At 57.2% G+C, this 20698-nt stretch carries 19 protein-coding genes; 18 read left to right on the plus strand and 1 reads right to left on the minus strand.

What is annotated here, in order from left to right; all coding sequences use genetic code 11:
* The first annotated feature begins 20 nt into the window (after positions 1-20).
* The 17 genes from ACR0KN_RS14350 to ACR0KN_RS14430 all read left to right on the plus strand — a co-directional run bounded on the left by ACR0KN_RS14350 (position 21) and on the right by ACR0KN_RS14430 (position 17964).
* Positions 21-1067, plus strand: coding sequence for a Hint domain-containing protein (locus ACR0KN_RS14350; RefSeq protein ID WP_170775293.1), 1047 nt, complete (start codon positions 21-23; stop codon positions 1065-1067).
* A gap of 170 nt (positions 1068-1237) precedes the next feature.
* Positions 1238-2401 (plus strand): putative lipid II flippase FtsW, encoded by a 1164-nt coding sequence (gene ftsW / locus ACR0KN_RS14355; protein ID WP_480654462.1) that lies wholly within the window; start codon positions 1238-1240, stop codon positions 2399-2401.
* Positions 2401-3492 (plus strand): UDP-N-acetylglucosamine--N-acetylmuramyl-(pentapeptide) pyrophosphoryl-undecaprenol N-acetylglucosamine transferase, encoded by a 1092-nt coding sequence (locus tag ACR0KN_RS14360; protein WP_480654464.1) that lies wholly within the window; start codon positions 2401-2403, stop codon positions 3490-3492. The genes ftsW and ACR0KN_RS14360 overlap by 1 nt, the downstream gene beginning before the upstream one ends.
* Positions 3489-4895, plus strand: coding sequence for a UDP-N-acetylmuramate--L-alanine ligase (murC, locus tag ACR0KN_RS14365; protein ID WP_480654466.1), 1407 nt, complete (start codon positions 3489-3491; stop codon positions 4893-4895). The genes ACR0KN_RS14360 and murC overlap by 4 nt, the downstream gene beginning before the upstream one ends.
* 4 nt (positions 4896-4899) lie before the next feature.
* Positions 4900-5148, plus strand: coding sequence for a DUF2484 family protein (locus tag ACR0KN_RS14370; RefSeq protein WP_480654468.1), 249 nt, complete (start codon positions 4900-4902; stop codon positions 5146-5148).
* Positions 5145-5411, plus strand: coding sequence for a DUF2484 family protein (locus ACR0KN_RS14375; protein WP_170476949.1), 267 nt, complete (start codon positions 5145-5147; stop codon positions 5409-5411). Before ACR0KN_RS14370 ends, ACR0KN_RS14375 begins: the two co-directional genes overlap by 4 nt.
* A 22-nt stretch (positions 5412-5433) precedes the next feature.
* Positions 5434-5727: a hypothetical protein gene (locus ACR0KN_RS14380; RefSeq protein ID WP_480654471.1), complete on the plus strand. Its 294-nt coding sequence runs from the start codon at positions 5434-5436 to the stop codon at positions 5725-5727.
* Complete coding sequence (murB, locus tag ACR0KN_RS14385) at positions 5724-6647, plus strand: UDP-N-acetylmuramate dehydrogenase (protein WP_480654473.1); 924 nt, start codon at positions 5724-5726, stop codon at positions 6645-6647. The genes ACR0KN_RS14380 and murB overlap by 4 nt, the downstream gene beginning before the upstream one ends.
* A gap of 111 nt (positions 6648-6758) precedes the next feature.
* Positions 6759-7676, plus strand: a complete 918-nt coding sequence (locus ACR0KN_RS14390) for a D-alanine--D-alanine ligase (RefSeq protein WP_480654475.1) — start codon at positions 6759-6761, stop codon at positions 7674-7676.
* On the plus strand, positions 7664-8668 hold the full coding sequence (locus ACR0KN_RS14395; RefSeq protein ID WP_480654477.1) for a cell division protein FtsQ/DivIB: 1005 nt from the start codon (positions 7664-7666) through the stop codon (positions 8666-8668). The genes ACR0KN_RS14390 and ACR0KN_RS14395 overlap by 13 nt, the downstream gene beginning before the upstream one ends.
* Positions 8669-8676: 8 nt before the next feature.
* Positions 8677-10011 carry a cell division protein FtsA gene (gene ftsA, locus ACR0KN_RS14400; RefSeq protein ID WP_480654520.1) on the plus strand — a complete coding sequence of 445 codons (1335 nt, stop codon included), beginning with the start codon at positions 8677-8679 and terminating at the stop codon, positions 10009-10011.
* A complete protein-coding gene (locus tag ACR0KN_RS14405) occupies positions 9998-10417 on the plus strand; it encodes a hypothetical protein (protein WP_480654479.1) in 420 nt (139 codons plus the stop codon). Before ftsA ends, ACR0KN_RS14405 begins: the two co-directional genes overlap by 14 nt.
* 348 nt (positions 10418-10765) lie before the next feature.
* Complete coding sequence (ftsZ, locus tag ACR0KN_RS14410; protein WP_170476936.1) at positions 10766-12367, plus strand: cell division protein FtsZ; 1602 nt, start codon at positions 10766-10768, stop codon at positions 12365-12367.
* Positions 12368-12581: 214 nt separating this feature from the next.
* Entirely contained in the window at positions 12582-13502 is a 921-nt protein-coding gene (lpxC, locus tag ACR0KN_RS14415; RefSeq protein WP_480654481.1) for a UDP-3-O-acyl-N-acetylglucosamine deacetylase, read from the plus strand.
* Positions 13503-13628: 126 nt separating this feature from the next.
* Complete coding sequence (locus ACR0KN_RS14420) at positions 13629-14489, plus strand: outer membrane protein assembly factor BamD (protein ID WP_170476932.1); 861 nt, start codon at positions 13629-13631, stop codon at positions 14487-14489.
* A 35-nt stretch (positions 14490-14524) separates the two neighbouring features.
* Entirely contained in the window at positions 14525-16174 is a 1650-nt protein-coding gene (gene recN / locus ACR0KN_RS14425) for a DNA repair protein RecN (protein WP_480654483.1), read from the plus strand.
* A 104-nt stretch (positions 16175-16278) separates the two neighbouring features.
* Positions 16279-17964 carry a chloride channel protein gene (locus tag ACR0KN_RS14430; RefSeq protein WP_480654485.1) on the plus strand — a complete coding sequence of 562 codons (1686 nt, stop codon included), beginning with the start codon at positions 16279-16281 and terminating at the stop codon, positions 17962-17964.
* Here the strand turns inward: ACR0KN_RS14430 and ACR0KN_RS14435 are convergent, their stop codons facing one another.
* Entirely contained in the window at positions 17965-19335 is a 1371-nt protein-coding gene (locus ACR0KN_RS14435) for a DUF3179 domain-containing protein (protein WP_480654487.1), read from the minus strand.
* A 316-nt stretch (positions 19336-19651) separates the two neighbouring features.
* On the opposite strand from ACR0KN_RS14435, the gene speB reads away from it, so the two are divergent.
* Complete coding sequence (speB, locus tag ACR0KN_RS14440; protein ID WP_480654489.1) at positions 19652-20623, plus strand: agmatinase; 972 nt, start codon at positions 19652-19654, stop codon at positions 20621-20623.
* Positions 20624-20698 lie beyond the last annotated feature (75 nt).

Genomic DNA, 20698 nt, shown 5'->3' on the forward strand with positions numbered 1-20698 from the left:
ATGTTGTGGAGTTACGCCCGATGCCGACGAATATCTATGGTGCGTTTCGCAGCAACACCACGTTGTCCGACGCAGGCGCTTCAACAACCGTCGTGGGCTCAACTTTCCAGATTTTTGCATATGATCAAATCACCGTCGAAGATGGTGCCGACGGTACGATTTACAGCGGTGACAGCATTTCCAACGAAGTCTCGAACGATCCGACGCAGACTTACAACGGTGAGATCATATTCTGGGATTTTACGGTTACGGTGACAGATGGCACCAACACCTACCAGATCGGCCTGTTTGACTATGATATCAACGGCGATGGTGACTCGATCGGAGTTGACAGCGAAGACGGGTATTTCATGGCATTTATCGGTGGGTCTATTCCGCCGTTAAATACGACGCTGACGATCACGGCGATCGTCGATAATGGACCCAGCATTGATGTAGATACCGTTGTACCATGTTTCACTTTGGGGACTAAGATCGATACCCCGTCTGGCCCGAGACCGGTTGAAACCCTCGAAGCAGGTGATTTTGTTCTGACACTCGATAATGGACCTCAGGCCATCCGTTGGATCGGAAGGCGCACCTTGGACAGTATTGACCTGAATATTAAACCCAAGTTGCGCCCCGTCAGAATTGCCAAGGGTGCTTTGGGCGAAGGTCTGCCCGAACGCACATTACGCGTTTCTCCGCAACATCGGATGCTGCTGCGCTCATCCATTGCTGAACGCATGTTTTCCAGTCACGAGATCCTGGTTCCAGCGATCAAACTTTTGGGGCTGCCGGGTGTTTCGGTGGATGAGGAGGCGCAGAGCGTAACATATGTTCACATCCTCTTTGACAGGCACGAGGTGGTCTTCGCAGAAGGCGCACCATCGGAAAGCCTGTTAACCGGGCCCGAAGCACTAAAAAGCGTTGGGAAAGACGCCCTGGCGGAAATCACCGAGTTGTTTCCCGAAATTGTCGCCAAAGACTACGAGCCTCAGGTGGCGCGCCTCGTGCCGCAACAGGGTCGGAAGATGCAATCTCTGATCCAGCGTCACGTGAAAAACGACAAGCCGTTGTTGTCCTGACAGATGGTCCCAGCGTGTGGTGCTGGCTTTGACAATGATGTCGTCATGTCGGGAAAAGTGTTTTGAAAATCTATTCCGTCATTCCTCTGGTCTGAAAACAAAAATCACTGTAGACTCCCGAACAGATCCCGAAAACGGGACGTTGACGAGGCAGATAGTGGCGGTATCTCATGACTGAGATGGTGTATGGCGCGGTCCAGGACCAGCGCGGCGAACCGATTCTACCGAAGTGGTGGCGGACGATTGACCGCTGGACGATGTCCTGCGTTTTGATCCTGTTTGTCATAGGGCTTCTGCTTGGGCTGGCTTCTTCGCCGCCGCTCGCGGGGCGCAACGGATTTGATCCCTTCCACTATGTCGAGCGGCAGGCGCTGTTCGGAGGGCTCGCGCTGGTTGCGATGCTTCTGACCTCGATGATGTCACCCACGCTGGTGCGGCGTCTGGCGATCTTGGGCTTTCTGGTCTCGTTCGTGGCGCTCGCCTTCCTGCCGATCTTTGGCACGGATTTTGGCAAAGGCGCAGTGCGCTGGTATTCGCTGGGCTTTGCCTCGCTGCAACCATCAGAATTTCTCAAACCCGGTTTTGTCGTAGTGGCAGCGTGGCTGTTGGCTGCTTCGCAGGAAATCAATGGCCCTCCGGGGCGGTTATGGTCCTTCGCGCTGTGTATGGCCATTGTTGCGATGCTGGTGGTGCAACCCGATTTTGGACAGGCCTGCCTGATCCTCTTTGGTTGGGGGGTAATGTATTTCGTGGCGGGCGCTCCGATGTTGCTGTTGGTTGGCATGGCGGGGGCCGTGGTTTTGGGCGGAATGTTTGCCTATTCCAACTCAGAGCACTTTGCGCGCCGTATCGATGGTTTTCTAAATCAGGAACTCGACCCGACCACTCAGCTTGGCTACGCGACGAACGCAATCCGCGAGGGTGGGTTGTTCGGTGTTGGCGTGGGCGAGGGACAGGTGAAATGGTCGCTGCCTGACGCGCATACTGATTTCATCATCGCAGTGGCGGCAGAGGAGTATGGTCTGATCCTCGTTCTGATCATCATCGCACTCTATTCGTTGATCGTCGTGCGTTCGCTGCTGCGACTGATGCGCGAACGCGACATGTTCATTCGCCTGGCGGGTACCGGGCTGGCCTGCATGTTCGGTGTACAGGCGATGATCAACATGGGCGTTGCTGTACGTCTGTTGCCTGCCAAAGGCATGACGTTGCCTTTCGTCAGCTATGGCGGCTCGTCGCTGATCGCAGGCGGCATCGCGGTCGGCATGTTACTGGCCTTCACCCGAACCCGCCCGCAAGGCGAACTGGGTGATATTTTGCGCGGGCGAGGATGATGCAGTATCTTCTGATCGCAGCAGGTGGCACCGGAGGACACATGTTCCCGGCGCAGGCACTGGCAGAAGCGATGCTGGCCAAAGGCTGGCGTGTGCGCTTGTCCACCGATCCGCGAGGCGCGCGCTATACCGGTGCGTTCCCCGAAGGTGTTGAAATTGTCGAGGCATCCTCGGCAACCTTCGCCCGCGGCGGTCTGGCCGCCAAAGTGCTGGTCGGGCCCAAGATTGCTGCTGGTGTGACCGGTATGGCGGCGCAGATGATGCGCGACAAGCCGGACGTTGTGGTGGGATTTGGAGGCTATCCGTCGATCCCGGCGCTGGGCGCGGCAACGCTGTTGAAAATCCCGCGTATGATCCATGAACAGAACGGCGTTCTGGGTCGCGTGAATAAAGTGTTTGCAACTCGGGTCGCACAGGTGGCCTGCGGTGTCTGGCCCACCGATCTGCCGGACGGGGCCAACGGTATCCACACCGGCAACCCGGTGCGCGGCGCAGTACTGGAACGCGAAGGAGCGCCCTTTATTCCGCCCGGAGATTACCCGATGTCGGTGCTTGTAATGGGCGGCTCGCAAGGCGCGCGTATTCTCAGCGATGTGGTCCCCGGTGCGATTGCGGCGTTGCCCGAAGCCGTACGCGACCATATCCGCGTCTCGCATCAAGCCCGCGACGAGGATAGCGAGCGGGTCAAAGCCTTTTACTCCGATCACGGCATCCGCGCCGATGTGCAGCCATTTTTTGACGATGTGCCGCGTCGCATGTCTGATGCGCAGCTGGTTGTCAGCCGCTCGGGTGCCTCCAGCATCGCCGACATCTCGGTGATTGGCCGTCCGTCGATATTGATCCCGCTTGCTACCGCCGCTGGTGACCACCAAACCGCCAATGCGCGCGGGTTGGTTCAGGCGGGTGGGGCGATCATGATCCCGGAAAACGCCCTTGACGTTCCCGCGCTGACAGAGCAGATGACCACGGTTCTCACCAACCCCGAAGCCGCACAGCAAATGGCCCATGCCGCGCTATCGGTCGGGGCTCCGGACGCGACCGAGCGTCTGGTCGCCCTTGTCGAGCAACTGGCGCAGAAGGAGACCTCATGAATCCAGCAACCAAACTGCCGCAGGACGTTGGACCGATCCATTTCGTGGGCATCGGCGGGATCGGGATGTCGGGCATCGCCGAGGTGCTTTTGAACCTTGGCTACCGGGTGCAAGGTTCGGATCTGAAAACCTCGAAGATTACTGACCGACTGGCTGGGCTGGGTGCTGAGATTTTCGAAGGCCAGCGTGCCGAGAACCTGCAGAACGCCGCAGTGGTCGTCGTCTCGACCGCGATCAAACCGGGGAACCCGGAACTGGATGAGGCGCGCGCGCAAGGCCTACCGGTGGTGCGCCGCGCCGACATGCTGGCCGAACTCATGCGGCTGCGCTCGAATATTGCCATCGCCGGAACCCACGGAAAAACGACCACGACCACGATGATGGCTGAACTGATGGTCGCGGGCGATTTCGATCCCACCGTCATCAATGGTGGCATCATCCACGCCTATGGCTCGAATGCACGGATGGGGCAGGGTGAATGGATGGTGGTTGAAGCGGATGAGAGCGACGGCTCATTCAATCGCCTGCCTGCAACCATCGCCATCGTCACCAATATCGACCCGGAGCATATGGAGCACTGGGGCGATTTCGACCAACTGCGCGATGGGTTTTACGAATTCGTCTCGAACCTGCCGTTCTACGGTCTGGCCGTGTGCTGCACGGATCATGCCGAGGTGCAAGCTCTGGTCGGCCGCATCTCGGACCGTCGCGTGCGCACCTATGGTTTCAACGCACAGGCCGATGTACGGGCCGAGAACCTGACCTATAAAGGTGGCGTTGCCCATTTCGACATCCATTTGCGCTACGAAGACAAGGTGATCGAAGGCTGCACCCTGCCGATGCCCGGCGATCATAACGTATCAAATGCTCTGTCCGCAGTGGCTGTTGCTCGTCATCTGGGGATGAAAGCTTCGGATATTCGCAACGCGCTGGCCAATTTCGGTGGCGTTAACCGCCGCTTCACCAAGGTCGGAGAAATCAACGGCGTCACCATCATCGACGATTATGGCCACCACCCTGTTGAAATCGCAGCTGTCCTCAAGGCTGCGCGCCAAGCTACCGAGGGGCGCGTCATCGCCGTCCATCAGCCGCACCGCTATTCGCGATTGTCTGATCTGTTTGATGATTTCTGCACATGTTTTAACGATGCCGATGTGGTCGCCATCGCCGAGGTCTTTGCTGCAGGCGAAGACCCGATCGAAGGAGCCAACCGCAACGCACTGGTCGAAGGGCTTATTCGTCATGGCCACCGCCATGCGCGGGCCATCCTGGATGAAAGTGACCTCGTGCGGCTCGTCCGCGAACAGGCCCGACCGGGGGATATGGTTGTATGCCTCGGCGCCGGGACCATCAGCGCCTGGGCCAATGGGTTGCCTGACCAATTGATTGCGAAGGCGAGTTAGGCTCGTGTCGCTTTCGCTCATCATCGCCTGCGCCTGGGTGTTTGCCTCAACCATCGTCGCAATGCTACCGATGCGTCTGCAATTTCCACCGGGCATATTGCTACTGGTTAGCGCACCCCTACTGATTTTTTGGCTTGGACATGATTATGGATGGTTCATTGGGGTATTGGCTTTCGCCGCCTTTGCTTCGATGTTTCGTAATCCGATCCGCTATTACTGGCGTAAATGGACGGATAAAGAGGTGTCAGAGTGAATTGGTCGCTTGCGCTTGCCGGTCTTTGGGGCGTTGTTGCCAATATATTGGCAATGCTTCCAAGCAAAGACAATCACTGGAAACGGGCATATTTCTTGATCGCCGTAGGAATTCCAATTCTTGGTTATGTCACCTATGAAAGCGGTCCCTGGATCGGGCTTGTGGTGCTGGCTGCGGGTATGTCGATCTTGCGCTGGCCGGTGATATACCTGACCCGTTGGACAAAGGCGAAATTGCAGGGCATGAAGGCGGTCAACAAGTAACCGACCATATCAGGAGGCCCCCATGGTCGACATTGCCACCTTTGCTTATCTGCCATTGATCTCTCTCATCTTCGGCGCCGTATCTGGTTTTGTTGCCGGACGCTGGATCGGTATCAAAGCGCTGCTTTGGCTGATCGGTTTTACTTCGGCTGTGGCATTGGTGCTGATTTTGATATTGGCTGGTGTTGAAGCAGGCGAAGAGGAAAATGCATTTGGCCCATTTGTTTGGCTCACAGGTGGTGTCCTACCTTTCCTGTTTGCCGTCATCATGGGGGGCGTCGGCGGACGCAGCCTGTCAGCTAGGACAAATGCATGACCCATCTACCCGTGGTCCGAGGTCGCCTGACCGAGGCGCGTGCGCTCAATGAATTGACTTGGCTTCGCGTTGGTGGACCTGCTGATTATTTGTTTCAGCCCGCTGATATCGAAGACCTGCAGGCCTTTTTGCGCGACCTGCCCGCGGACGTTCCGGTTTTTCCCATGGGTGTCGGATCAAACATAATTGTACGGGATGGCGGCCTGCGGGCCGTGGTGATCCGTTTGGGGCGCGGGTTCAACGGTATCTCAGTCGACGGAAATACCGTTACAGCGGGCGCGGCGGCACTGGATGCGCATGTGGCGCGCAAGGCAGCGGATGCAGGCGTTGACCTGACATTTCTGCGCACGATCCCCGGCTCTATCGGCGGGGCGGTGCGCATGAACGCGGGTTGCTATGGCAGCTACACGGCGGATGTGCTGCAAAAAGCCACCATCGTCACACGGCAGGGCGAACTTGTCGAACTCAGCCCCGATGACCTCAAATTCCGCTACCGTCAATCTGATCTGCCCGAAGGTGCGGTGCTGGTTTCAGCCACCTTCCAAGCCCCCTCGGGCGATCCGGCCGAGCTGCACGCCCGCATGGAAGCGCAGCTTAAGAAGCGCGACGAAACGCAGCCCACCAAGGACAGAAGCGCTGGTTCGACCTTCCGCAACCCGGCTGGGTTTTCTTCGACCGGGCGCGAAGATGATGTGCACGACCTCAAGGCGTGGAAGGTGATCGACAACGCGGGCATGCGCGGCGCTACCAAAGGCGGCGCGCAAATGAGCCCCAAGCACTCGAATTTCCTGATCAATACCGGTGACGCGACTGCCGCTGACCTTGAGGGACTGGGCGAAGAGGTCAGAAAAAAGGTTTACGAAACAAGCGGCATCACGCTAGAGTGGGAAATCAAGCGGGTCGGTGATCCGCTGAAATAATATAGCCCCAACCGTCAGACCAAAACAGGCAAATTCAGGCGACGGATCAAAGGCATAAACGCAATACGGACCACTACATAAGGTCCGGGGACATTGAGGCGCACATTGGGTATGTCGAGCAGGACAAACCCCAAAGTGGCGGTATTGATGGGCGGCCCCTCTGCGGAACGCGAGGTGTCTCTCAGCTCTGGGCGCGAATGCGCAGCCGCCCTTGTGGGAGAAGGCTTTGAAGTGGTCGAACTGGACGCGGGTCCCGACCTCTACGCGCGCCTTCTGGAGATCAAGCCAGATGTGGTTTTCAACGCCCTGCATGGCCGCTGGGGCGAGGATGGCTGTGTGCAGGGTCTACTGGAATGGATGCGCATTCCCTACACGCATTCCGGCGTGCTGGCCTCGGCTTTGGCGATGGACAAACAGCGCAGTAAAGAGGTTTATCAGGCCGAGGGTCTGCCTGTCGTGCCCAGCGTGATCGTGCCCAAGGTCGAAGTGGTCGAAGTCCACGTGATGGAACCACCCTATGTGGCCAAGCCCAACAACGAAGGTTCTAGCGTCGGCATTTATATCGTGCACGAAAATGCCAACGGCCCGCCGCAACTGGACGCGGCGATGCCCGATCAGGTGATGGTTGAGAAATACGTTGCAGGTCGTGAACTGACCGTGACGGTGATGGGCGACCGCGCCCTTACGGTAACCGAAATCATGACCGATGGTGGCTGGTACGACTATGACGCCAAGTACAAACCCGGCGGCTCGTGGCACGTGCTGCCCGCCGACATCCCGCAGGATATCTTTGACCGCTGCATGGACTACGCGCTGAAAGCCCATAATGCACTGGGTTGTCGCGGCGTATCCCGTACCGATTACCGCTGGGATGACAGCATGGGTACGGATGGTCTGTTCCTGCTGGAAACCAACACGCAGCCCGGCATGACGCCAACCTCGCTGGTGCCCGAACAAGCCGCGCATCTGGGAATGACATTCGGCGAGCTTTGCTCCTGGATGGTGGAGGACGCCTCATGCGACCGCTGACCGCCACCCGCACGCCAGTGATCCACCGGACCAAACCGCTGGCGGGGCCAGATGCGGATTTTGGTGCTGCTCCAAAGTCGGAATCCGAAGTTGAACCTAAACTGCGCTTGCGAGGCACCAGATTCTTTGGTCGCGGACGCTTGTCTGATCCTGCGCCTTCGCGCCTCAGCTACCGTTTTCAGCGCTGGATGCTCACCCCCGGCATCCGGCGCGGGGTGAAGATTGGTCTACCGGTTCTGGCGGTCGTCGGATTGGTCGGAGGCTTCTTTGCCGCTGAAGAACGCCGCGAGGCCGTCAGCGCCTATGTCGCCGGCATCAAGACCTCGATTCAGGAACGTCCGGAATTCATGGTCAACCTGATGGCCATCGACGGCGCGGGGACCGCGCTATCGGAAGATATCCGCGAGGTTGTGCCACTCGATTTCCCGCTCAGCTCTTGGGACCTGGATGTCGAGATGATACGCGACACCATCACTGGGCTTGATCCGGTGAAATCGGCAACCGTACGCATTCGCCCCGGCGGAATCTTACAGGTGGATGTAGTTGAACGTCAGCCGGTCATCGTCTGGCGTACGCGTGACGGGATCGAGCTATTGGATGAAACTGGTGCCCACGTGGATATGATTGCGGCACGTGCTGATCACGCAAACTTGCCTTTGATTGCCGGGAAAGGCGCGGACAAGCATGTGCCCGAAGCGCTGCAGATTCTGACAACCGCCCGTAGTTTGGGCGAGCGGGTCCGGGGGCTCGTGCGTGTTGGTGAACGCCGCTGGGATCTGGTGTTGGATCGCAACCAGCGCATCATGTTGCCAACCGAGCGACCCGCGCGTGCACTGGAACGCGTACTGGCCGTAAACGAGGTACAGGACCTTTTGGAACGCGACGTGGCTGCGGTTGATATGCGCCTTGGCCAGCGACCAACCATCCGAATGAACAAAACAGCCAGCGAAGACTGGTGGAACACAAAAGTAGATGTGAGTAGCGGGCAGTAACGACCATGATGACCGATCTTTATCAGTCCCAACGGGCCATGCGGCAGATGCGCCGGCAGGCAATGCAACGCGGCGTAGTCGCCATTTTGGATGTGGGCAGCTCCAAAATCGCATGCCTAGTCCTGCGCTTCGACGGGACGGGGCGGTTGTCCGAGGACAATTCGATTGGCTCCATGGCGGGGCAGACCGGGTTTCGGGTGATTGGTGCTGCGACCACTCGCTCGCGGGGGGTGCAGTTCGGTGAAGTTACCGCGATGCAGGAGACCGAGCGTGCCATTCGCACAGCATTGCAGGCGGCGCAAAAGATGGCCGATATCCGTGTTGATCACGTCATCGCGTCCTTCTCAGGGGCCAATCCGCGCTCTTACGGTCTGGACGCACAAGTCGATCTGGAAGGACAGCTGGTCACCGAGGCCGAAGTCGGGCGCGTGCTGAACGCCTGTGATGTGCCGGATTATGGCGAAGGACGCGAAGTATTGCATGCCCAGCCGGTGAATTTCGCACTGGACAACCGTTCGGGTCTGATCGACCCGCGTGGACAGTTAGGTCAAAGCCTTGCAGTGGATATGCACATGCTGACCGTCGATGCGGTTGCGATCCAGAACATCGTCCGCTGTATCAAGCGCTGCGATCTGGAGCTGGCGGGGATCGCTAACTCAGCCTACGTTTCGGGCATTTCCGCATTGGTCGAGGACGAACAAGAGCTGGGTGCAGCCTGTATCGACATGGGCGGCGGCACCACCAGCATCTCAATCTTCATGAAGAAGCACATGATCTATGCCGACAGCGTGCGTATGGGCGGCGATCATGTGACCAGCGATATCTCCATGGGTCTTGGTGTACCCGCAGCGGTGGCCGAACGGATTAAGACTTTCAATGGCGGCGTTCATGCAACGGGTGCTGACGACCGCGACCTGATCGATATCGGCGGCGACACCGGTGATTGGGAGCATGACCGTCGCACCGTCAGCCGTGCCGAATTAATCGGCATTATGCGACCACGCGTCGAAGAAATCCTCGAAGAAGTCCGCACCCGACTGGATGCAGCGGGATTTGATCACCTGCCCAGCCAGCAAATCGTTTTGACTGGCGGTGGCAGCCAGATCATGGGACTCGACGGGCTGGCCAGTCGTATTCTGGGCCAGCGTGTTCGCTTGGGTCGCCCGCTGCGCGTCCATGGTTTGCCGCAATCGGCGACGGGGCCGGGCTTTTCCTCGGCGGTGGGGCTTAGCCTGTTTGCTGCGCATCCACAGGACGAATGGTGGGACTTTGAAATACCGGTCGACACCTACACTGCGCGCCCGTTCAAACGTGCTGTGCGTTGGTTCCGTGACAATTGGTAAACAACTGCGCCGGGTGGCACTCTGCGCGGCGTTCTTACCCACCGTCGTAAAGGCCCAGACACTGATCACGCCTGAGGCGTTTCTGAACGCTGTTGTTGGTAAAACGATCACCTTTCACGAAATCCGCAGCGGCATGCTGGTCGGAACCGAAGAGTTTCTGAGCCCGACTCTCTCTGTCTGGCGGATGGAGGGGCGGGGATGCGTTTACGGCCAGATCACCACGCCAAACGGCCAGATATGCTTTCTCTATGATGACACACCCGATGGCGTACCAGTCTGCTGGTGGCCCTTCTTGCACGATGACCGGCTGATGGTGCGTCTCGCGCGTTTCATCGGGAGCGAAACGCAAGAGGTCCGAAGTGTTACAGATGACAGTCTAAACTGCCCAAGTACTCCTGTAGGCTAAAGAAATCGGTTGCAGCCCGCGCCAGAATCCCGCAAGATATCCACAAGGCCCGAAAGAGGTCTAGCGGCAGGACGTTGAGCAGTTTTCCGCGACCATATTGAATGATCAACGAGTTTCGCACCCCCGTAGGGCGGGTGTGGTTTTCCGTACGTAGTGGTACATGAGCCATTCGCCGCAACATATCGCGGTTGCAGCGAAATGCGGCAGTTTGTTGCCTTATTTCCTCCATATTTTGTGGAATCTGGCGATTTTTCTGGTGACGTTTCCGAAATGACACAGTAAAATCAATTGTGGATAGGTCAGAATAAACCGCATTTTGCGGCAACATATAAAACAGGCGGACAGAGCATGACATTAAATCTTTCGATGCCCGGGCACGACGAACTCAAGCCTCGGATTACCGTATTTGGCGTTGGCGGCGCTGGGGGCAATGCTGTCGACAATATGATTGAAAAGCAGTTGGACGGCGTTGAATTTGTCGTCGCCAATACAGACGCGCAGGCGTTGCAGCAAAGCCGCTCATCAGCGCGGGTGCAACTGGGTGTCAAAGTCACAGAAGGGCTGGGTGCGGGGGCACGCCCGACCGTGGGAGCCGCGGCTGCCGAAGAAAGCATCGAACAGATCGTTGACCACCTGGCAGGGGCACATATGTGCTTTATCACTGCCGGTATGGGCGGCGGCACCGGCACAGGTGCGGCCCCGATCATAGCACAGGCTGCGCGAGAATTGGGTGTTCTGACCGTTGGTGTTGTGACCAAACCCTTCCAGTTCGAAGGGGCCAAGCGGATGCGTCAGGCCGAAGACGGCGTTGACGCATTGCAGCAAGTTGTCGACACACTGATCATCATCCCGAACCAGAACCTGTTCCGTCTGGCAAATGAAAAGACCACGTTCACTGAAGCGTTCTCGATGGCGGATGACGTTCTGTATCAGGGCGTCAAGGGCGTGACCGACCTGATGGTGCGTCCGGGACTGATCAACCTCGACTTTGCCGACGTCCGCGCTGTGATGGATGAGATGGGCAAGGCGATGATGGGTACGGGTGAAGCCACTGGTGAAGACCGCGCCATTCAGGCTGCTGAGAAGGCGATTGCCAACCCGCTGCTGGACGAAATTAGCCTCAAGGGCGCGAAGGGCGTGCTGATCAACATCACTGGTTCGCACGACCTGACCCTGTTCGAATTGGACGAGGCCGCCAACCGCATCCGCGAGGAAGTGGATCCCGAGGCCAACATCATCGTCGGTTCGACCCTCGATACCGAGATGGAAGGTGGCATGCGCGTGTCTGTTGTTGCGACGGGTATCGATGCCAGCGAAAAAACCGACGACGTGCCAGTTGCACGCCGCTCAATGTCGGCTCCGCTGACCCGCACGGTTTCAGCAGAAGAGCAGCCGCAGGAGCCGGTTGCCGGCGCCTCGGCAGCAGAAGAGGACAACATTGCTCCGACGCTGTTTGAATCCATCGAAGATGTTGAGTTCAACGAGGGCTGGCAAGACGAACAACCCGCGGCTGAACAGGATGATGACGGGCTGCCTCCGCCTGCCTATCAGCCACAAGTGGCACAATTCGAGCCGCAACCAGAAGTGGAAGAAACCCCCGAGGCTTACGTCGATCAGCGTGCTCCGACCCCCGGCACTCCGTCGCCAGAAGCGATGCAGCGATTGCAGGCAGCCGTACAAAAGGTACCGCATAACCGGCTACGTCCAACGGCTGAGGCCCCTCGTGAACCTGCCCCACAGCCGCAGCAGGCAGCCGAGGATCGTCCGCGTTTTGGATTTAACCGACTGATCGATCGTATGACTGGTCATGCGGCCGATACGCCTGCGCAACCGGTGCGCCAACAGCCTGCAATGCGGTCGGTTGACGCTACGGCACCTGCGCAGGATGAGGTTGATCCAGACCAGGAGCGCATCGAAATTCCGGCCTTCCTGCGACGTCAAGCGAACTGATCGCGGTAACAAAATCGTTTGAAAGGGTCGCAAACGTGCGGCCCTTTCCCATTGAAACACAAGGCATTAAACCCATGTAAGCAGGGATTTGCCGATGTGTCACAATCATGTTTCATTCGGTTGCAAAGAGTGAGTTGAGCCTTGACGCCCCCTTCCTTAGTTGAGGGTGCAACACAGCCCCCGGCAGGCTGGACACAATTCATCGAGGCTCACATTGCAACATACGCTCAAATCTTCAGTCACGTTTACGGGCACTGGGCTGCATAGCGGCAAGCCTGCGACGATGGTTCTGAAGCCTGCGGCAGCAGGTCATGGAATCTGGTTCAAACGGATTGATATCGAGCTGGGCAATGCGATGATTCCCGCAATCTACGATGTTGTCGAACGCACGCCGCTTTGCACCCGTCTCGTAAACGAAGCGGATGTTTCGGTTTCGACGGTTGAGCATATCATGGCGGCACTCGCCGGGTGCGGCATACATAACGCTCTGATCGAGATTGACGGCCCCGAGGTTCCGATCATGGATGGCTCGTCGGTCGAGTTCGTTCGCGGTATCATGGCTAAAGGTGTGCGTCGTCAGGCGAGCCCTGTGCTGGCCTACGAAGTTCTCAAACCGATCACCGTTTCGCGCGAGGGCGCAAGCGCGTCGATCGTTCCTGCCGAAGGGCTTGAGATCGAATTCCACATTGATTTTGAAGATCACGCTATTGGCAGTCAGACCAAAGTTCTGGATATGCGCAACGGATCCTTTGCGAGAGAATTGTGCGACAGCCGCACCTTCTGCCGCCGTACGGATGTTGAGGCGATGCGCGAGAATGGTCTGGCGTTGGGTGGAACGCTGGAAAACGCGGTCGTTGTGCAAGGTGACGAAGTTCTGACACCGGGTGGTTTCCGCCACGCTGATGAGGCCGTGCGTCACAAGATGCTAGATGTCTTGGGTGATCTTTATCTGGCAGGCGGTCCGATCCTGGGTCGCTTTACCGGTGAAAAGTCGGGTCATGCTATGACCAACACGCTGCTGCGCAAGCTGTTCGAGACACCTGGTGCGGTGCGCCCGATCCTATGTACGCCTGAACAAGCCGCACGCTTGCCGGGTCAGGGTCTGGTGCGGAGTGAAATTCCACAAGTCGCGTGACCTGGTCAACTCTGGCGACATTTGCGTCTATAGGGTGGATAAGGCGTTTTGCACTGGAATTTTATGTGCTAGACCGAGGTCCGATCAGGGATAAATCCCGCTAAGTTAACGACAAGGATGGGCGGAATGGTTGGCACCAAAGCGGCAGTCAGATTCGCAGCGGCGATTCTTCTGGCAGCATCTTTGACGGCGTGCGGGGACGGAGGCCTTTTCAGAAAAAAGGGCGCTGACCGCAACCAGAACCTCGAAAGTTTCACACCAGAACAGATTTATACCCGTGGTGAATATGAGCTGTCTCAGAACCGTTCTGACGACGCGGCGTGGTATTTCTCTGAGGTCGAGCGGCTTTATCCCTATTCCGACTGGGCCAAGCGAGCGCTGATCATGCAGGCGTTTTCCTTTCATTCGGATCAAAACTACGAAGAAAGCCGCGCCGCTGCGCAGAGATACATCGATTTCTATCCAACCGACGAAGATGCGGCGTATGCGCAATATCTTCTGGCGCTCAGCTACTATGATCAGATCGACGAAGTTGGTCGCGATCAGGGCCTGACCTTTCAAGCGCTGCAGGCCCTACGTACGGTGATCGAAGTCTACCCTGATAGCGAATATGCCACCTCAGCGGTTCTCAAATTTGATCTGGCCTTTGACCATTTGGCCGGAAAAGAAATGGAGATCGGGCGCTATTACCTGCGTCAGGACCACTTTACTGCGGCCATCAACCGATTCCGTGTTGTGGTTGAAGATTTCCAAACCACCTCGCACACGGCTGAGGCGCTGTATCGTCTGATCGAGGCTTATTTGGCACTGGGTCTAGTAGATGAGGCGCAATCCGCCGGAGCAATTCTGGGTTACAACTATCAATCCTCTGAATGGTACGATGCAGGTTACACACTGTTGACCTCACGCGGGCTGGATCTGAAGAGCCGAGGCAATAACTGGCTCAGCACGATCTATCGCCAGACCATCAAAGGTGAGTGGTTGTAAACGCGATGGCTAAAGGCGTGGGACGCTAAGACCCGATGCTGCGCGCCCTTGATATCCGCGACATGCTGATCATCGACCGGTTGGAGCTGACGTTCCAGCCGGGCTTGAACGCTTTGACCGGTGAAACCGGGGCAGGCAAGTCGATCCTACTGGACTCTTTGGGTTTTGTGTTGGGTTGGCGCGGGCGGGCTGAACTGGTCCGTCAAGGCGCTGAACAAGGCGAGGTTGTCGCTGAGTTCGAGTTACCTGAAGGCCATCCTGCCCATGCCGTGTTGGCAGACGCCGGTTTGCCTGGGGGCGAGGAATTGATCCTGCGTCGGGTCAATACGGCTGAGGGACGTAAGACTGCTTGGGTCAACGATCGTCGTTGCACGGGTGAGGTGTTGCGGGCTTTGTCAGAAACCCTGATCGAGTTGCATGGCCAACATGATGACCGGGGCTTGCTGAATCCGCGTGGCCATCGCGCAATGCTGGATGCGTATGCAGAGGCAGAGGACAAACTTGCTGCTGTTCGCTCCGCCTGGGGTCAAATGTCCACCGCTCGAAAAGTGTTGGCTCAGACCGAAGCTGCGCTGACCTCCATGCGCGCGGAGGAAGAGTTCTTGCGTCATTCCGTGGCTGAGTTGGACAAGCTAGATCCGCAGCCGGGTGAAGATGCCGACCTCGACGCTCGCCGCCGTATGATGCAGGGGGCCGAGCGCATCCGCGATGACGTAGCCCGCGCTTTTGCGTTGATGGGCGGAGATGGGGCCGAAGGCGCCTTAGCCGACGCAGTGCGCTGGCTGGAAGGTGTCTCGGACCATGCGGAGGGGCAGTTAGAAGAACCCATCGCTGCGCTTGGCCGTGCCCTAATCGAATTGGGTGAGGCGCAGGATGGTGTGAATTCCTGCCTGCAAGCGCTTGAGTTTAACCCCTCGGAGCTGGAGCAGATCGAAGAGCGTCTCTTTGCGATCCGCGCACTGGCCCGAAAACACGATGTGGCACCAGACGAATTGGGTTCCTTCGCTGATACGCTGCGCGACCGTCTAAACCGATTAGACGCCGGCGATGCAGATATTAGCGATAAGCGCGCTGCCGTTGCCGCTGCACAGGCGACTTATGACAAGGCAGCTGAAGCTCTTAGTTCTTTAAGGCAATCTGCAGCCAAAGCGCTCGACAAAGCGGTCATGGGGGAACTTGCGCCGTTGAAAATGGAACGCGCGGTTTTCCAGACCGGGATTGCGCCTGGCGATCCCGGTCCCGAGGGCATCGATGCAGTAGCCTTTACCGTCGCCACGAATCCCGGGGCGCCCTCAGGGCCACTTAACAAGATCGCTTCGGGCGGGGAACTCAGCCGCTTTCTGCTGGCACTCAAGGTTTGCCTGACCGGCGAGGATAGCGCCCGCACAATGATCTTTGATGAGATCGACCGGGGCGTTGGCGGAGCCACCGCTGATGCGGTCGGGCGGCGTCTGTCGTCGCTGGGACGGGGTGGGCAGGTGTTGGTGGTGACGCATTCGCCGCAGGTCGCTGCCCGCGCAGCACATCATTGGCGGGTGCAGAAGCAGGTGGCAGGGGATCAGACCCTGTCAACCGTGACCCCATTGTCCGATCCTGATCGCATTGATGAGATTGCGCGCATGGTCGCGGGTGACACAATTACGGATGAGGCGCGCGCTGCAGCCCGTGCCCTGCTTGAGGCTTAACGCGCAACGCCTGTAAACAAACCACCGTGAACCGACTTTTCTCTGCGCTCCACGTCGCTTACTAAAGGTCAGCGACCATTCTTACGCGATCCCCATGAGGGCCAATGACCCAGTCCACCCGCACTGTGCTGCGTAATCAATTCAATCAGGCGCTGTCGGCCCTGAAGGATGCTTGGCGCGTGATGCTCCATCGTGGTCCCAGCCAGATACAATTCTGGTTTATCGCGCTGATCATCGGGATCGCTGCTGGTTTCATGGCGCTGGGGTTCCGGATGTCCATCGCGTCGCTGCAAGCCTATCTCTATAGCACTGACAACATTCTTTTCCTTCATAGCCATGCTGAGAAACTGCACTGGTTCTGGATATTCATCACACCCGTCATAGGCGGATTGGTTGTCGGGGTTCTATTAAACCGATTTACAGATGATGGACGGGTACGTTCAGTCGCGGATGTGATTGAGGGATCGGCCATAACTGATGGGCGCGTCGAGAAAAAGGCCGGTGTCGCATCATTCATTGCCTCGTTGATCACGCTAAGCTCGGGTGGCTCGACGGGCCGAGAGGGGCCGGTCGTGCATATGGCAGGGGTTATTTCGACCTGGGTCAGCGACCGTATTCGCGCAGATGGGATCACTGGGCGTGATCTTTTAGGCTGTGCAGTGGCTGCCGCTGTCTCAGCCAGCTTTAATGCCCCAATTGCAGGAGCGCTGTTCGCGCTTGAAGTTGTGCTGCGCCATTTTGCCGTGCATGCCTTTGCCCCAATCGTTATCGCATCTGTTGCGGGTACCGTGATCAACCGTCTGGCTTATGGCGACGTGACCGAGTTTACATTGGACACACCCGGTTCGCTGCAGTTTTATGTCGAACTGCCTGCCTTTCTGATCCTCGGACTGATCTGTGGCTTGGTATCGTTGCTGCTGATGCGCTCGATTTTTTTTGCTGAAGATATCGGCACACACATCCAAAATCGATTATCGCTACCAGGCTGGCTGCGCCCGGCAGTGTCTGGTGCGATGCTGGGTCTATTGGCGATCTGGTTCCCCCATATCATCGGCGTGGGTTATGAAACGACAATACGCGCCCTGACAGGTGACATAGTGCTAACTGCGGCAATTGTGTTGGCCGTTGTGAAAACAGTTGCAGTTGCCATCACCATGGGTGGGCGCATGGGGGGCGGAGTCTTTTCCCCTTCACTGATGATTGGGGCGCTGACCGGGTTGGCTTTTGGTCTGATCGCCACCGGCCTACTACCCGACGTGTCGGGAACTCATACGCTTTATGCCTTTGCCGGGATGGGTGCCGTTGCTGCGGCGGTTTTGGGTGCTCCGATCTCGACAACGCTTATCGTTTTTGAATTGACCGGAGATTGGCAGATCGGCCTCGCTGTGATGGTTTCGGTCTCGATGTCCACAGCGCTGGCCTCGCGTCTGGTGGACCGGTCGTTCTTCCTGACACAGCTGGAACGTCGCAATGTGCATCTGGCCGCCGGGCCTCAGGCCTATTTGCTGGCCATGCTGCGGGCGGGCACCGTGATGCGACCGCTTGGTGGCACCCGCTCAATAACGAAAGAAGAAGCGCAGGCGCTGATCGAACAAGGGCTTTGCGTCAAGGCCAGCGCCACGCTCGAGGCTGCCATGCCCTATTTTGATCGCGACGACATCCCCTGTATCCCGGTTGTCATAGTCGACGAAGAGGGGTGTGAGGATCCCGTCGGAGCGCTCTATCACGTCGACGCACTCAAGGCGTATAACCGCGCACTGGCCGCGACAGCGGCCGAAGAACACTCTTGATCAGCCGTCATAAACGCTGGCTGCATCACCCAGATAGTTATCCCAGGCAAACCAGTAGGAAATATGCCCGGCTACCCGCGGCAATTGCGTACCATTCGGGGAGACCAGCGCCTCTTCGGTGACGGTCCATTTGGTCCCTGCTTCGTCGAGCAACCCGCCGTTTGGTGTTGCACGAAACTGATGCGGACCACGTTCGTACGCGCGCACGCTGCGTTTGTCTGGATCGCCCATCAGCATCAGGTTCCGCCCGCCGATTGCATCATTGATGACCGGTTTGCCCTTAAACGCATCCAGAGGCCAGGCCCGTGCTGCGCCAAATTGGCGAACGGCAAACACATAGTCTTTTTGTCGATGCTTGGATTGATCGACCAGCGCAGGGAACATCAGATCAGGCGAGGCAAAATAGTCACGATACACGACACCGGATCCATAGTTGCGTCGATAACCAGTGTTCAGCGACAGAACCCGGGTATTGGGATGTGAGGCTTTCCAGCTATCCCAACGTGTAATCACCACCGGGCGCTGCCTAAGCTCGATCCCACTTTCTGTCAGCGGGCCTACAACAGGTTTGCCGGTATACTGGTTCCAGAGCGAATGCGTTTCACGATCGAACATCAACTTGTTTGAACGATAAAGGAAACCGGATGAACCAAAGATAAAGGGTTTCCGTCGCCCTGCGACCTGCGTTTCAAACAAGATTCCGGAACCGCAAAGTGTGCAGTAAGCCAGCGCAACCGGAACGCCGCCGATTACATCATTGAACATCTCATGCCAGCCCATGATCCGCAGAGGATAAGCGCGCTCGTCTTCGTTGATCGAAACGCCAAAGACCAAATCATCGTCTTTCAGATAATCTGCCTGCGTTGCTGAAATCAGTTTGGGATTATCCAGTGACGGGATGCCATCCTTGACCACGCCGCCCCAGGATATCTCTTCCAGTCGGATCTTCATTTTGTCGCGTTTCAGATACTCAGGTCGCAGAAACAGGTCAAAATTCTGATCAATCCCCAATAGAACTTCGCGTTTGAAGGGCGCGAGTGACGGATGGGGAACAATCTGTGCGTTCCGTTCCTGCCATAGCATCCATTCGAACCAATCCGTGCCGTGGTTTTCTCCGGTCAAAGCTTCCATGACTTTGGCGATGTCGCGTACGCGACGTCCGCTGAACCGCATCGAAGTCAAAAGCGCTGGGACAACATCGGGGTTATCTCTCTCGGTCAGAAACTCCATACCGGCTTCGAATTCCGCATTATCTCCAAACACGGTTGAACGCACGGCCTCATATACAGGGTCTTCCTGTGCCCACAGCGTTGTGGGCAAGACCATCCCAGCGCTAAGAAGTCCCGCAAAGCCTCGGCGAGAGATCGACATGGCATCCTCCGGTTTCGTTCGCGCCCATTCTGCCTGCAAACCTCTTCACATACACGAAACACCCGCGTGAGGCGTTCGTAACATCCCGAGTTAAAGAGGTCGGTTGTTGGTACTATGAAGCCAATTATTTCTTACGTGCCGCGACCTGACATTCGTAGCGACTTATTATTATGAACCCCCGAAACGTAATTTGGATGTTGGCAGGTTTCGTTGGCTCGACATCGTGCGTTTCTCTGCACATGATGCTCGACAAAGCTCTGGGGATCGGATTTTTTTCGATAACTGTTGCCGGGAAATACAAAAAGGAAAACACCCCATGCAGGATCATGGCTATGAATCTGGCAGATTGAATCTACCGTTTGTTGGTATTTCTACCTTCGCAAAATCTCCTTACGTCGCGGATTGGAATGCTATCGATGCAGATGTTGCGATATTGGGGGCGCCGTTCGACTTCGGGACCCAGTGGCGGCCGGGCGCGCGGTTTGGTCCGCGAGCCGTGCGCGAGGCCTCGACCCTGTTCAGTTTTGGTCATGCCGGTGCTTATGACCACGAGGATGATGCGACCTATTTGGATAGCTCGGTGCGGATGGTTGATCTTGGGGACGCAGATATTATCCACACCAAGACCGAAGAGAGCCATGCAAATATCGCTTATGGCGTAGGTAAAATCCTGCAGGCGAAGGCTATGCCCGTGACCATTGGCGGCGATCATTCGATCAACATCCCATGCATCAACGCCTTTGCCCAGGATTGTGCACAGAATGGGCCAATACATGTGGTTCAGATCGATGCCCACTTGGATTTCGTGGATGAACGCCACGGCGTTATCGCCGGACACGGTAACCCGATGCGGCGCGCGATTGAGAAAGATTATGTTTCGGGCATGACGCAGCTTGGTATTCGCAATGTATCCTCAACCGCTAAGGAAGGGTACGAGGACGCACGTGCACGTGGTTCGGACATCTTGTCGGTAAGGCAGGTACGTAAGCTGGGAACCGAGGCCGTGTTAGCACGCATTCCAGAAGGGGCGCGGTATTATGTGACGATCGATATCGATGCGTTTTGCCCTTCGATAGCCTCAGGCACCGGCACGCCCAGCCACGGCGGATTTCTATATTATGACGTGCTGGAGATTCTGCAGGGACTGGCCAAGCGCGGAAATGTTGTTGGCATCGATTTGGTCGAAGTCGCACCTGCCTATGATCCCACCGAAAGCACCCAGATTCTGGCGGCGCAGTTGTTGCTGAATTTTCTTGGTTTCATCTTTCACGAACGCGCACAGCGATAGAAGATACGGCTTGTCACTTCGTCCTTTGCATTTCGTGGTGCATGTTCGGGCGAAACGCCTTGCTCTTAATAAAGC

It is taken from the genome of Ruegeria sp. AP7, assembly GCF_056539905.1.